This window comes from Pseudomonas sp. No.117, assembly GCF_054558395.1.
In genome coordinates this window covers 443,005-456,682 of record NZ_BAAJNP010000005.1, presented here as the reverse complement: position 1 = coordinate 456,682, position 13,678 = coordinate 443,005, and the positions used below count along the sequence as shown (strand labels likewise).

The window sequence follows — 13,678 nt, the reverse complement described above, 5'->3', positions numbered from 1 at the left end:
GGGGTGGCGACGCCGCGAGGCCCGCAAAAGCGTCGCCAATATGGTCTGGATGACTTCTGAGACACCCCACTAGCGATCGATCGGGATGCCCCGGTTCGGCGGCGGCGGAGCCGCCGGCGGCTGGGGCTGCGCGGCCTGGGGATGGGGCACCATGTGCCAGGTCTCGTTGCGTGGACGGCGCTCGATGTAGATCGGCACTGGCTGGTAGATGATGCCGGAGCCGCGCACCTCGGTCTGCTGGCGCGAGCTGGAAGAGGACGACGAGCCACCGACCACGGTGATGTCGTCGACCGGACGCTGGCGGCTGGAGGTGGGCGACGGCACCACGTTGACCTCGCGTGGGGCCGTGGCTGGAGGCGGCGTGGCGGGCTTGGGCGGCGGCGTGAAGCCGTTGCTGTCGGGCAGGCTCTGCAGGGGGATGGTGGTGATCTGGCTGGCGGTCGGGCAGGCGCCCTGAGTGTAGGTCGTCCGGCCCTGGTCGTCCACGCACTTGTAGACATCCTGGGCGGCCACCACGCCGCTCGCGAGCAGCAGGCCATACAGCAACGCACGCATGATGAGGCCCTCCGGGCACTCGAATTGTCACCTGCAGGATACAAGATGGCCGCTACGGCTCACAGGGCCACGCGGCCCTACTTCGCCCGGCTTCAGCTAATGGTCAGACTGTAAAGACTAGGCCTGGCTGGACGTGAGGCGTATAACATCCTGATACATTCAAATTCAGGACAGCGACGCGTGAAGTGGTTCGTTATCGGTGGTTTTTTTCTCTGTGTCTTGTACGTGCACCTGCGTGGCCGGGTGCGCCATCGTTTCCTGCGTCAGCTGAGTGATCACTCGACCTTCCTGGCCCCGCTCAACACCTTCATGTTCCTGACCTCGCGGGTGCCCAACGAGCCCTACCACGAGGTGGGGCGCTTTCCCGAACTCCAGGTGCTGCAGGACAACTGGCAGCTCATCCGCGACGAGGCGCTGGCCCTGTTGCGCGCCGGCCAGATCAAGAAATCCGCCGAGCACAACGACGCCGGCTTCAATTCCTTCTTCAAGAGCGGCTGGAAGCGCTTCTACCTGAAGTGGTACGGCGACAGCCACCCCTCCGCCATGCAGCTCTGCCCGCGCACCACCGAATTGCTGCGGGGCATTGGTACGGTCAAGGCGGCCATGTTCGCCGAACTGCCGCCGGGTTCGCGGCTGGTGCGGCATCGCGATCCCTATGGCGGCTCCCTGCGCTATCACCTGGGCCTGGCCACGCCCAACGATCCGCGCTGCTTCATTGAGGTGGACGGCCAGCGCTATCACTGGCGCGATGGCCAGGCGGTGGTGTTCGACGAGACCTTCATCCATTACGCCGAGAACACCACCGATCAGGATCGCATCATCCTGTTCTGCGACGTGGAGCGTCCGCTGCGCTATCGCTGGGCCGGGGCCTTCAATCGTTGGGTCAGCGGCACCCTGCTGGCCGCGGCTGCCTCGCCCAATGACGACAGCGACAGGACCGGTGGCCTCAACCGGGCCTTCAAGCATCTCTACCGCATCCGCCAGCGGGGCAAGGCGCTGAAGAAGCGCAACCGCTTCCGCTACTACCTCGAGCAGTGGCTGCTGCTGGCCGCCCTCGTCGGGGTGGTGATCTGGATCTAGCGGATCCTTTTCCTCCCCAGGGGTAGCGGTTCGACTTGACCGCAACGCGAATCGCCTCTAATACTGTATGCATATACAGATAGAGGCGATGGCCATGGATAACACCCCTGCAGGTTCGCCGGCATGAGCGGCAACGCCGGCCTGGCCCGGCTGTTCGAGGAGCGGCGTCTCTGGAAGGGGCAGGCCAGCCCCGAGGCCCGGCGTAGCCGACAGCCCACCGGCGTCGCGGCCCTGGATGCCCATCTACCCGGGGCGGGGTGGCCGGAGGCTGCTCTGACCGAAGTATTGCTCGCCGGGCCAGGCCAGGGTGAACTGCGCCTGCTCTGGCCGACCCTGGCGCGATTGAGTCAGGCCGCCGAACGCATCGCCCTCATCGGGCCCCCGCTGCTGCCCTATGCCCTGGCCTGGCAGGCGGCGGGAGTGGCGCTGGAGTCGCTGGTGGTGATCCGCGCCCAGGGCGCCGAGGTGCTCTGGGCTGCCGAGCAATGCCTGCGCTCCGGCTGTTTCGGTGCGGTGCTCTGCTGGCCCGAGCGGGCCGACGATCGTCAGCTGCGCCGTTTGCAGGTCGCCGCCGAAAGCGGTCGCACCCTGGCCTTCGCCCTGCGTCCGGCCGCCGCCTTGGGCAATCCCTCACCGGCCGCTTTGCGGCTGGAACTCAGGGCCCCCCTCGAACGGCTGCACGTCCACAAGTGCCGGGGCGGTCAACCCGCGGTGCTCAGCCTGGCCGGCGGCGCTTGAGCTTGCCATGCGCTGGGCCTGCATCCTCTTTCCGCAGCTGGCGCTGGATGCCGTGCTGCGGCGCCATCCACAGCCGGAGCGGCCGCTGGTACTGCTCTCCGGACCGCCCCAGCGTCGCCTGCTCCAGGCGGTCAATCCGGCTGCGCGGGCCCTGGGGCTGCGTCCCGGCCTGACGCTGGCCGCCGCCCAGGCGCTGACCCGCGATTTCGAGCAGCAGGAGCACGATCCGGCGCTCATCGAGACCGCCGAGGCGCTGCTGGCGGCCTGGGGGTATGGCTTCAGCTCCCAGGTCAGCCGCTACTATCCCCGAGCCCTGCTGCTGGAAGTGCAGTCCAGCCTGCCGTTGCTGGGCCCTTGGCCGCGGCTGGAGCGGCGCCTGCGCCAGGAGCTCCAGGCCCTGGGCTTTCGCCATCGCCTGGCGCTGGCGCCCAATCCGGTGGCGGCGCGGATGCTGACCAACGTCGCCGATGGCCTGGCCGTCTCCCTGGACGACCTGCCGCCTCTGCTCGACCGCCTGCCCGTGGAGCGGGCCGGGTTCCTTCCCCAGCAGGCCCAGGCGCTGGCGCGCATGGGCATTCGCCGGCTGGAGCAGTTGCAGGCCTTGCCCCGGGCCGCTCTGGCCCGGCGCTTCGCCCCGGAGCTGCTGCAACAGCTGGATCTGCTGCGCGGCAGTCGCAGCCTGGCGCTGGAGTTCTACCGGCCGCCCGATCGTTTCGTGGCGCGGGTGGAGCTCAATTTCGAGGTCGAGTCCCACCAGGCGCTGCTGTTCCCGCTGCGCCGCCTCACCGCCGACCTGGCCGTCTGGCTGGCCAGCCGCGACCGCGGCGTGCAACGTTTCCTGCTGTGGCTGGAGCATCGCCAGGGCCCGGCCACGACGCTCACCATAGGGTTGCTGGCCCCCGAACGCGATGCCGCGCTGCTGTTCGAGTTCGCCCGTGGCCGGCTCGAACAGCTGCAGGTGGTGGCGCCGGTCCTGGCGCTGCGCCTGGAAAGCGAAGAGTTGCCGCTCTTCGTGCCCGAGCGCCATGGCCTGTTCGATGAACGACCGGCCCAGGCAGTGGGCTGGGAGGTGTTGCGCGAGCGGCTACGCGCCCGGCTGGGCGAGGATGCGGTGCTCGGCCTCGGCATCCAGGCGGATCATCGACCCGAGCGAGCCCTGGTCTGGCGCCACCAAGGCCGCCTGGAAAGCAGGCTGCCCGGCTTGCGTCCGGGCTGGCTGCTCAGCGAACCGCGCTCGCTCGAAGGACAACCGCGGCGGGTGCTCGCCGGCCCCGAACGTATCGAGAGCGGTTGGTGGGACGGTGGTGACCAGCGCCGCGACTACTACCGCATCGAGGTGGCCGATGGCCGCCAAGCCTGGGCCTTTCGGCGTTACGGCGAAGAGGAACCCTGGTGGATTCAGGGCTGGTTCGCATGAGCGGCTACGCCGAATTGCATTGCCTGTCGAATTTCAGTTTCCAGCGTGGGGCGTCCAGCGCCCTCGAGTTGTTCGAACGGGCCAAGGCGCTGGGCTACCGGGCGCTGGCCATCACCGACGAATGTACCCTGAGCGGTATCGTCCGCGCCTGGCAGGCGGCGCGCCAGGTCGGCTTGCCCCTCATCGTCGGCAGCGAGCTGGTCCTCGACGACGGCCTGCACCTGGTGCTGCTGGTAGAGGACCTGCAGGGCTACGCGACCCTCTGCGCCCTGATCACCCGGGCACGCCGGCGCGCCCCCAAGGGTCGCTACCAGCTGACCCGGGCGGACCTGCTGCAACCGTTGCCGGGGCTGCTGGCGATCTGGCTGCCGGGTGACGAGCCTGCCGCCGAGGCGGGTGCCTGGCTCAAGGCCGCCTTCGCCGAGCGGCTGTGGATCGGTGTTGAACTGCTACGCAGCGTCGACGACGAGGCACGCCTCAGCCAGCTGCAGCGACTGGGCGAGCACCTCGAGCTGCCCCAGGTGGCTTGCGGCGATGTCCATATGCACACCCGCGGCCGGCGCGCCCTGCAGGATGTGCTCACCGCCATCCGCCACCACCTGCCGGTGGCCCAGGCCGGCTATCGATTGCATCCCAACGGTGAACGCCACCTGCGGCCACTGGCCGTGCTGGAACAGCTCTACCCCGCGGCGCTGCGCCGGGAAACCCTGGCCATCGCCGCCCGCTGCCGGTTCGAGCTGACCGAGTTGCGCTACCACTATCCCCACGAGGTGGTCCCGGCGGGCGAGACGGCGCGTTCCTGGCTCGCCGAGCTGACCCGTAGGGGCCTGGCCTGGCGCTGGCCGGCAGGAGTCCCCGACGAGGTCGCCAGCAAGGTGGCCGGGGAGCTGGCGCTGATCGCCGAGAAGGGCTACGAGAACTACTTTCTCACCGTGCACGACATCGTCGACTACGCCCGCCGCCAGCACATCCTCTGCCAGGGCCGGGGTTCGGCGGCCAATTCGATCGTCTGCTACGTCCTGGGCATCACCGAGCTGAATCCGCTCACCAGCAACCTGCTGTTCGAACGCTTCATCTCCCGCGAGCGCGACGAGCCGCCGGACATCGACGTCGACTTCGAGCACGAGCGGCGTGAAGAGGTCATCCAGTACGTCTTTCGTCGCTATGGCCGCGAGCGGGCCGCGCTCACCGCCGTGGTCAGCACCTATCACGCCGCCGGTGCCCTGCGTGACGTCGGCAAGGCGCTGGGGCTGCCGGGTGACCAGCTCGATGCCCTGTCGGGTTGCGCCGGCCGCTGGACCGACGAGATACCAGGGCCCCAGCGCCTGCGCGAAGCGGGGTTCGCGCCTGACAGTCCGCTGCTGCAGCGGGTGCTGGTCCTCGCCGGCCAGTTGATCGGCTTTCCCCGGCATCTCTCCCAGCATCCCGGAGGCTTCGTCATCTCCGAGGCGCCCCTGGCCAGTCTGGTGCCGGTGGAAAACGCCGCCATGCCCGAGCGCACCCTGATCCAGTGGGACAAGGACGACCTCGATGTCGTAGGGCTGCTCAAGGTCGACATCCTCGCCCTGGGCATGCTCAGCGCCCTGCGCCGCTGCTTCGACCTGGTCGCCGACTGGCGTGGCCAGCGCTGGACCCTGGCCAGCCTGCCCCAGGAAGATGCGCCCACCTACGCCATGATCTCGCGTGCCGATACGGTGGGGGTGTTCCAGATCGAGTCGCGCGCCCAGATGGCCATGCTGCCGCGGCTCAAGCCCAGGACCCTCTACGATCTGGTGATCGAGGTAGCCATCGTGCGGCCCGGTCCCATCCAGGGCGACATGGTGCATCCCTACCTGCGCCGCCGGAACAAGGAAGAGGAGGCGGACTATCCCCATGACGAATTGCGCCCGGCGCTGGAACGCACCCTGGGGGTGCCGCTGTTCCAGGAGCAGGTGATGCAGATCGCCATGATCGCCGCCGAATACTCCCCGGGCGAGGCCGACCAGCTGCGGCGCTCCATGGCCGCCTGGAAACGCCATGGCGGTCTCGAGCCCCACCGCGAGCGGCTGCACAACCGCATGGTCGAGCGCGGCTATCGCCCGGAATTCGCCGCACGGCTCTTCGAGCAGATCAAGGGCTTCGGCAGCTATGGCTTTCCCGAGTCCCATGCCGCCAGCTTCGCCCTGCTGACCTATGCCAGTTCCTGGCTCAAGTGCCATGAGCCGGCCGCCTTCGCCTGCGCCCTGGTGAACAGCTGGCCCATGGGTTTCTACAGCCCGGACCAGGTGCTGCAGGATGCCCGCCGCCATGGTATCGAGGTGCGCGCGGTGAACGTGCAGTCCAGCAACTGGGACTGCCGGCTGGAGGCGAGTACCGGCCCGCAGCCAGCGATCCGGCTCGGGCTGCGCCTGGTGCAGGGCCTGGCGGAGCAGGCGGGGCGCCGGTTGGTGGCGGTGCGGGGCGTGCAGCCTTTTCGCGACGTCGAGGACCTTTGCCGACGGGCCGACCTGGACGCCCGGGCCCGCGGGCAACTGGCCGAGGCCGGCGCCCTGGCGGAGCTGGCCGGGGATCGCCACCAGGCGCGCTGGGCCATGGCCGGGGTGGAGCGCCAGTTACCCTTGTTCGAGACGGCGCCCAGCGTCGCGGAAGAGCGCCCGGCCTTGCCCGCGCCCAGCGTCGCCGAGGAGGTCCACGCCGACTATCGCATGCTGGGCACCACCCTGGGCCCACATCCACTGACCTTGCTGCGCGGCGAACTGCAGGCGCGGCGCTGCCGGGATTTCAGCCAGCTGGCAGAGGTCACGCCGGGAGCCCTGGTGCGGGTGGCGGGCCTGGTGCGCGGGCGGCAGCGACCGGGCACGGCCAGCGGGGTGATCTTCGTGACCCTGGAAGACGAGCACGGCATGCTCAACGTGGTGGTCTGGCGCGCGGTGGGCGAGCAGCAACGACGACCGCTGTTGCAGGCACGGCTGCTACAGGTCGAGGGGCATCTGGAACGGGAGGCGGGAGTTCAGCACCTGATCGCCGGCCGGCTGACCGACCTGAGTCCACTGCTCGACGAATTACTGGTGTCGAGTCGGGATTTTCACTAGCAGGCAAGCTTGGAGTGGCGGGAGGAGGGGACGGGCAGGTGGAGCGGGGGGACTGTCTTCCGAAGCGCTCTGGAGCGCCCGGAAGACAAGAATCGACCAACGCAGTCTTAGCTGACGGCGTCTTTCAGGCCTTTGCCGGGCTTGAAGCCGGGCAGCTTGGCAGCGGCGATCTTGATGGTGGCACCGGTCTGCGGGTTACGGCCTTCGCGAGCAGCGCGCTCTTTCACTGCGAAAGTTCCGAAACCGACCAGGCTAACGCTGTCGCCTTGCTTCAGGGCGTCGGTCACCGCAGTGGTGAAGGCGTCCAGGGCTTTGGCAGCGGTGGCCTTGGGCAGGTCGGCAGACGCGGCAATGGCGTCGATCAGCTCAGCTTTATTCATGTAAAAACTCCATGTGTGAGTATTGGCCCGGCAGTATAGCGGCAGCTTTGCCTTGCGTAGAGCCTTTGTGAGCCTCTACGTGGCCGGTTGAAGCAGCCTTGTTGTTCGGCGCTACAGGATACGCATAGCGGACGAAAGAACGATAGGGTATTCGATCACGCAGGGGCGTGAAAACCTGATCCGCACTGCATTTTCCACGCTTCTCAGCCCAACCGTCGCCTTTTTGGGCAGCGCTGGGGGCCGTTTGGTTTCCTTCGCTGAACGAGAAGTCGCCGTAGAAGGCCAGGCCAGGCGAACGTCAGCGAGAAAGCGGCCCGGGCTTGCAAGCGAGTCTACGAGCTGTGATTGGACGTTCCGACGGGGCCAGCCTGCCGGAGCCAGGCTCCAGCCGCTTTCCACGAAGCAGCCGCGCCCAGGCATTTATCGTACAGCGCCTAGGCGACCCGGTTCGGTGAAAGATGGGGCTCCAGGGGCGGGGTCAGCGGCGGCAGCCCATAGGCGGCACGGGCGGCATCGCAGTGCGCATTGGGTGCGCCGTCCTCCCAGGCGGCGGTGAATTCGCGACAGGTACTCGAACGGTTCTCGTAGATGGTGCAGCGGGTACCGCAGCCCACCTCGCCCAGCAGCGCCGCGCAGCGTACCGGCTTCTGCTCGGTGCCCTGCATGGCCGCCAGGTGCGGACTCACCGCGACGGTCAGGTTGTCCGGCACCAGGCCCCCTGCCGACTGGCATTCACCCCAATAGAAAGACACGCGGAAATGGGCGCAGCAGGCGCCGCAGCTGAGGCAAGGATTCTCGGTCGACATGCACCAAAACCATCGCAGGAACCGGCAAGGCCGGCGGGATGAGCGCGGATTCTAGGCAAGCGCCAGCAGGCTGCGAAGCCCCGGAAACGACCGTTCGGCGGCGACCTACGGCAGTCTTCGGGCGTCTCCGGAGGTAACCAGATGTCGCTGCAGCCAGGCGATGAACAGCCGCACCTTGGCCGGCACCAGTCGCCGGTGTGGGTAGAGCGCGTGGATGGCGATGGCCTGGGTGTGCCAGGGGACGAACAGCCGCTCCAGCCGACCGGCGGCGATGTCGTCGCCGACCAGGAAGTCCGGCTGCCGCAGGATGCCGTGGCCGTCCAGCGCCGCCTGGTGCAGGACACTGCCATTGTTGGCACGCAGCTGGCCGGTCACCCTGACCTGGACGCGTTCCTCGCCGCGCTGGAATCCCCAGACGTCCCCGTCGCTGGCATAGCTGTAGAGCAGGCAGCGATGTTGCGCGAGCGCGCTGGGATGGTCCGGGCGGCCGTGACGCTGCAGGTAGCCGGGCGCCGCGCACACGAACAGTTCCACCGCGCCCAGGGGCTGGGCGATCAGGCTGGAGTCGCCGAGTTCGCCGATGCGTACGGCGAGATCGAAGCCTTCCTCGACCAGCCGCACCTGCCGATCGCTGAGTTCCAGGTCGATGGCGACTTCCGGGTACTCGTGCAGAAAGCTGCTGACCAGGGGCGCCAGGTGCCGGACCCCGAAGGTGAGGGGCGCACTGACCCTGAGCCGTCCCCGCGGTCGTTCGTGGCCTTCCTGCAGACGCTGTTCCAGGGCATCCAGATCACCCAGCAACGGTACGATGCCCTCATGCAGGGTGCGCCCGGCCTCGGTCAGGCTCAGGGTGCGGGTGGTGCGTTGCAGCAGCCGCGTGCCGTAGTGCCGCTCCAGGGCGGCCAGGTGCTTGGTGAGCGCCGAGCGCGACAGCTCCAGGCGCTCGGCCGCAGCGGTCAGGCTGCCCAGCTCGACGATCTTGATGAAGGCCTGCAATGACTTGAGGGTATCCATGCATTGTTTCCATTTCGTGCGCAGTGCATGCCCAGATTGCCGGTTTATTGTTTTTCTGGAAACAGGACAATGGCGCCATCCACCTCATCGAGAACCATCATGACCGCCAATACCTCTCCCTACGCCGCGCTGTTGCTGCGCCTCGCTCTCGGCACCATGTTCCTGGCCCACGGCCTCACCAAGCTGCTGGTATTCACCCTGCCTGGCACGGCGGGATTCTTCGCCTCGGTAGGTTTTCCGGGCTGGTTGGCCTATCCGGTCACCTTTTTCGAGCTGGGTGCCGGTATCCTGCTGATCCTGGGCGCCTGGGTACGACCGGTCGCCGCCGTCGCTGCCGTCCAGCTGTTCGTCGCGGCTACCGTGCACTTCGGCAATGGCTGGTCGTTCACCAATCCCCACGGTGGCTGGGAGTATCCGCTCTTCCTCGCCGTGACCGCTGCGGCCCTGGCCCTGCTGGGTGCCGGTCGGCCATCCTGGGATGCGCGCAAGCTTTCCTGATCATCATCCGCGAGAGGGCATTGCCATGTCGCTTCCCACCTTGTTCGTTTCCCATGGTTCGCCTATGGAGGCCCTCGACGCCGGAGCGGCGGGGGAAGCCTGGCGTACCCTGGGCCGGGCCCTGCCGACGCCGGCGGCCATCGTCGTGGTGTCGGCGCATTTCGATACCCGGGTGCCGCTGTTCGGCAGTGCCGTCCGGCCCGCCACCATCCACGACTTCTATGGCTTTCCCGAAGCCCTCTACCGGCTGAGTTATCCCGCCCCGGGTGCGCCCGTGCTGGCCGAGCGCCTGGCCCAGGGGCTGCGCGAGCAAGGCTGGGAGGCCCAGACGGGTGAGCAGGGCCTGGACCACGGGGCCTGGGTACCATTGCGCTATCTCTTCCCGGACGCGCAGATTCCGGTGATCCCCCTGTCGATGAGCGCGACGCGGGGGCCGGACTACCATTACGCCCTGGGCCAGGCCCTGGCTTCGGTGCTGCCGGCGGACACCCTGCTGATCGGCTCGGGCAGCCTGACCCACAACCTCGGTGATTTCCGTCGCGGGGGCGAGGCCTCGCCGGCCTATGTCAGGGATTTCCAGCAGTGGATCCAGGCCCGCCTGCGCGAGCGCGACGTGGACGCCTTGCTGGACTACCGCCGCCAAGCGCCCCAGGCCCGCCAGGCGCATCCCACCGACGAGCACCTGTTGCCGCTGTTCGTCGCCCTAGGCGCCGCCGACCCTGCCGGGACCTTCAACGTCCATCACGATGGCATCGCCCATCGCATCCTGGCGATGGACCTGTACGGCTTCTCCCGTCACTAGCCGAAGGCGCAAATAGAAAGCCCGGCTTTCGTGATGAGCCGGGCTTGCGGTCTGATCAAGTCGCCATCGGCCGATGGCGACCGCCTTCCATCAACCAAACAGCCCCGGTCCATAGCCCCACATCAGCACGGTGGTCGCCATCAGCACCTCCAGCACCAGGACCCCGATGGCCAGGGTGGAGCCGGACATGATGAAACCTTCCCGCTGGTCGATGTTGAGGAAGGAGGGGATGCCGGTGTAGAGCAGGTAGGCCGAATAGGCCAGGCCGACGATGGCGGCGATGGCGCACAGCCATACCAGCGGATAGAAGCCCACCAGGCCACTGATCAGCATGGGCGTGGCCACGTAGCCGGCGAAGAGGATGCAGCGATTGGCACTGGGACGATCCGGATAGCGCCGCGCCAGCCAGTGGATCACATGACCCATGGCCACCACCGCCGCCATGATCAGCGCATAGCTGATGACCGCCAGCACCACCGCCGTGGGCAGGTCCAGAACGTGAGCCTCGCCGCCGCCGAAGCGCCAACCGAAGGTGGTGGTGCCGACCAGCGACGCCACTACCGGAATGGCCGCCAGAAAGGCGACATGATGGGCAAAGAAGTGCCCTACGGTTTCCCCTTCGCGACGAATCTGCTGCCACTCGCGATCGGGATGGGCCAGCAGGCCCCAGACATGATTGATCATGATCCTGCTCCTCACCCGCTGTGTCGCCGCAAGCGGGCCTCTAGGTGATGGCGAACGCTGGACTAACGCATCTGGCGACTACCTTATGAGTATAGAAGGGCTCTGGAATGCGCCATGGCAGCCGACGAAGGGCAGCTTGCTCCGCAACGAAGCGACGAGAGGTCATGGGGCACCAGCCTGGTGCGTATTTTCGCCCTATCCGCCGCTACATAGCCCGTCCAGCCAATACCTGACCACTTGGACAGGTTTTTGCTTGTGCAAGGCATCTGTTACCGCTCCGTGAGGCCTGCTATGCCATCTTTCGACATCATCATCGCCGGTGCCGGCATGGGCGGTCTTACCGCGGCCCTGGCACTCCAGCAGGCCGGGCACCAGGTGCGCCTGTTCGAGCGGGCGGCCGATCTCGCCCCCATAGGGGCGGCCCTGTCCATCTGGCCCAACGGCGTCAAGGTGCTGGAGCGCCTGGGCCTGGGATCTGCCATCGCCGCGGTGAGTGGTGACATGCGCGCCATGAGCTACCACGATCAACAGGGGCACTTGCTCACGCGCTTCAGCCTGCTACCGCTCTATGAAGCCGTCGGCCGCCCGGCGCGGCCCATTGCCCGAGCCCATCTGCAGCGCCTGTTGCTGGACGCGGTCGGGGCGGAGCGGGTGACGCTGGGCGTTGGCTGCGAGGGCTTCGAGCAGGACGCCGAGGGAGTGACCGTGCAACTCAGTGACGGTCGCCGTGAACGGGCCGATCTGCTGATCGCCGCCGACGGCACCCACTCGCGGCTGCGGGATCGCGTGGTTGGGCAGTCGATCACCCGCGACTACTGCGGCTACGTGAACTGGAACGGCCGGGTGAGGATCGCCCCGGACCTCGCCGATGAGTACGAGTGGGCGCAGTTCGTGGGTAATCACCAGCGCGTCTCCCTGATGCCCATGGGCGGTGACGAATTCTATTTCTTCTTCGACGTGCCCCTGCCCAAGGGGACGCCCAACGACCGTAGTCGCTACCGCGAAGAGCTGGCCGAGCACTTCGCCGGCTGGGCGCCGCCGGTGCAGCGCCTCATCGAACGGCTGGACCCCCAGGGCGTGGCCCGGGTGGAGATCCACGACACCGCTCCGCTCTCGACCCTGGTGCGTGGGCGTGTCGCGCTGCTCGGCGACTCGGCCCACGCCATGGCGCCGGACCTGGGGCAGGGGGGCTGCCAGGCCATGGAGGATGCCTGGGTGCTGGCGCGCTGCCTGGAAGCCGACGCCGATCCGCTCGCCGCGCTTAAGGCCTATGAGCAGGCTCGCTTGGAGCGGGTGGCCGGGATCGTCGCGCGGGCCCGCAAGCGCTGCGAGATCACCCACGGCCATGACCCCGAGGCCACCCAGGCCTGGTACGTCGAACTGTTCGAGGAGACCGGCGAGACGGTGATCGCCGGGTTGCGCAAGACCGCCGACGGCGGCCCGCTGTGAAATAGCCCGCCTTGAAATGGCCAGGGAGGGGGACGAATGGCGCGGTCGAGGGTCGAAAGGCCCACGTCCTCTGTCGGAGATCCCGCCCATGCGCCTGCGTCTCGCCCTGACCCTTGCCAGTTCCTTCGCCCTGGCTCCGCTGGCCTTCGCCGCCGAGAGCGGTTGCCCCTATCCGCAGACGGTGAAATTCGCCGGACCCAATTGGGAAAGCGGCATGTTCACCACCGAGGTCCTGCGCCTGCTGGTGGAAAAGGGTTACGGCTGCCAGACCGACGCCGTGCCAGGTAACACCGTGACCCTGGAGAATGCCCTGGCGCAGAACGACATCCAGGTCACCGGCGAACAGTGGGCCGGTCGTAGCCCGGCCTGGCGCGCGGCGGAAAAGGCCGGCAAGGTCTTCGCCGTCGGCGAGACGGTCAAGGGCGCCACCGAGGGCTGGTGGGTGCCGGAGTACCTGGTCAAGGGCGATCCGGCCAGGGGGATCAAGGCCAAGGCACCGGACCTCAAGAGCGTGGCCGACCTGCCGCGCTACAAGGAGCTGTTCCGCGATCCCGAAGAGCCTGGCAAGGGCCGCTTCCTCAACTGCCCCACCGGCTGGACCTGCGAGATCGTCAACACCCAGAAGCTCAAGGCCTACAAGCTGACTGACAGCTATACCAATTTCCGCACCGGCACCGGTCCGGCACTGGACGCCGCCATCGCCACCGCCATGCGCCGGGGCGAGCCGGTGCTCTTCTACTACTGGTCGCCGACCCCGCTGATGGGCCGCTACAAGCTGGTCCAGTTGGAAGAGCCGCCCTTCAGCGAAAAAGCCTGGGAGACGCTGTCGGATCCGAAGAATCCCAATCCGCTGCCCTCACGCTCGCTGCCGGCCAAGATCACCATCGGCGTTTCACGCGACCTGCACGACAAGGCCCCGGCCCTGGTCGCGCTATTCGAGAGGGTCGAATTCCCCCTCGGCCAGTTCAACGGCATCCTCGCCAACATGGCCGAGAAGCACGAAGACGCCCAGGTGGTGGCCAAGCGTTTCCTTAAGGAGCATCCGGAGGTCTGGACGACCTGGCTGCCGGCGGAAAACGCCGAGCGGGTGAAGGCGGCGCTCTAAGAGCCTGTTCAAAATCTCGCGAGCTAGAGCCAAACAAGGCCTAGGCGGCCCTATGAAAGCGCCTGAGGAAGCGGATCGG

Annotated in this window: 13 protein-coding genes; 8 read left to right on the top strand and 5 right to left on the bottom strand. The window is 67.6% G+C overall.

Annotated elements, in window-relative coordinates; genetic code table 11:
• Window positions 1-69: 69 nt before the first annotated feature.
• The gene (locus tag ACYJP6_RS14960) at window positions 70-555 is read right to left on the bottom strand and encodes a DUF4124 domain-containing protein (RefSeq protein ID WP_459475794.1); all 486 of its coding nucleotides are present in this window, start codon (window positions 553-555) and stop codon (window positions 70-72) included.
• 180 nt (window positions 556-735) lie between these two features.
• Between ACYJP6_RS14960 and lpxO the strand changes: the two genes are divergently transcribed.
• The 4 genes from lpxO (at window position 736) to ACYJP6_RS14940 (ending at window position 6,861) form a co-directional block, all read left to right on the top strand.
• Window positions 736-1,635: a lipid A hydroxylase LpxO gene (gene lpxO, locus ACYJP6_RS14955; protein ID WP_459475793.1), complete on the top strand. Its 900-nt coding sequence runs from the start codon at window positions 736-738 to the stop codon at window positions 1,633-1,635.
• Window positions 1,636-1,758: 123 nt separating this feature from the next.
• Entirely contained in the window at window positions 1,759-2,373 is a 615-nt protein-coding gene (imuA, locus tag ACYJP6_RS14950) for a translesion DNA synthesis-associated protein ImuA (RefSeq protein ID WP_459475791.1), read from the top strand.
• A gap of 7 nt (window positions 2,374-2,380) precedes the next feature.
• Complete coding sequence (locus ACYJP6_RS14945) at window positions 2,381-3,790, top strand: Y-family DNA polymerase (protein WP_459475790.1); 1,410 nt, start codon at window positions 2,381-2,383, stop codon at window positions 3,788-3,790.
• Window positions 3,787-6,861, top strand: coding sequence for an error-prone DNA polymerase (locus tag ACYJP6_RS14940; protein WP_459475789.1), 3,075 nt, complete (start codon window positions 3,787-3,789; stop codon window positions 6,859-6,861). The genes ACYJP6_RS14945 and ACYJP6_RS14940 overlap by 4 nt, the downstream gene beginning before the upstream one ends.
• Window positions 6,862-6,968: 107 nt before the next feature.
• Here the strand turns inward: ACYJP6_RS14940 and ACYJP6_RS14935 are convergent, their stop codons facing one another.
• The 3 genes from ACYJP6_RS14935 to ACYJP6_RS14925 all read right to left on the bottom strand — a co-directional run bounded on the left by ACYJP6_RS14935 (window position 6,969) and on the right by ACYJP6_RS14925 (window position 9,061).
• A complete protein-coding gene (locus ACYJP6_RS14935) occupies window positions 6,969-7,241 on the bottom strand; it encodes an HU family DNA-binding protein (protein ID WP_007159052.1) in 273 nt (90 codons plus the stop codon).
• A gap of 434 nt (window positions 7,242-7,675) precedes the next feature.
• Entirely contained in the window at window positions 7,676-8,047 is a 372-nt protein-coding gene (locus ACYJP6_RS14930) for a YkgJ family cysteine cluster protein (protein WP_459475787.1), read from the bottom strand.
• Between the two features lie 105 nt (window positions 8,048-8,152).
• On the bottom strand, window positions 8,153-9,061 hold the full coding sequence (locus tag ACYJP6_RS14925) for a LysR family transcriptional regulator (RefSeq protein WP_145005642.1): 909 nt from the start codon (window positions 9,059-9,061) through the stop codon (window positions 8,153-8,155).
• 99 nt (window positions 9,062-9,160) lie between these two features.
• On the opposite strand from ACYJP6_RS14925, the gene ACYJP6_RS14920 reads away from it, so the two are divergent.
• Window positions 9,161-9,559, top strand: a complete 399-nt coding sequence (locus tag ACYJP6_RS14920) for a DoxX family protein (protein WP_459475785.1) — start codon at window positions 9,161-9,163, stop codon at window positions 9,557-9,559.
• A 25-nt stretch (window positions 9,560-9,584) separates the two neighbouring features.
• Complete coding sequence (locus ACYJP6_RS14915; RefSeq protein WP_459475784.1) at window positions 9,585-10,361, top strand: DODA-type extradiol aromatic ring-opening family dioxygenase; 777 nt, start codon at window positions 9,585-9,587, stop codon at window positions 10,359-10,361.
• 90 nt (window positions 10,362-10,451) lie between these two features.
• Here ACYJP6_RS14915 and ACYJP6_RS14910 read toward each other — a convergent pair whose 3' ends face one another.
• Window positions 10,452-11,045, bottom strand: coding sequence for a Yip1 family protein (locus ACYJP6_RS14910; RefSeq protein WP_459475783.1), 594 nt, complete (start codon window positions 11,043-11,045; stop codon window positions 10,452-10,454).
• 291 nt (window positions 11,046-11,336) lie between these two features.
• Here ACYJP6_RS14910 and hpxO point away from each other — a divergent pair, with 291 nt between their 5' ends.
• Together hpxO and ACYJP6_RS14900 are read left to right on the top strand one after the other, a co-directional pair.
• Window positions 11,337-12,494 carry an FAD-dependent urate hydroxylase HpxO gene (gene hpxO, locus ACYJP6_RS14905; protein ID WP_459475782.1) on the top strand — a complete coding sequence of 386 codons (1,158 nt, stop codon included), beginning with the start codon at window positions 11,337-11,339 and terminating at the stop codon, window positions 12,492-12,494.
• A 79-nt stretch (window positions 12,495-12,573) separates the two neighbouring features.
• On the top strand, window positions 12,574-13,599 hold the full coding sequence (locus ACYJP6_RS14900) for an ABC transporter substrate-binding protein (RefSeq protein WP_459475832.1): 1,026 nt from the start codon (window positions 12,574-12,576) through the stop codon (window positions 13,597-13,599).
• Window positions 13,600-13,678 lie beyond the last annotated feature (79 nt).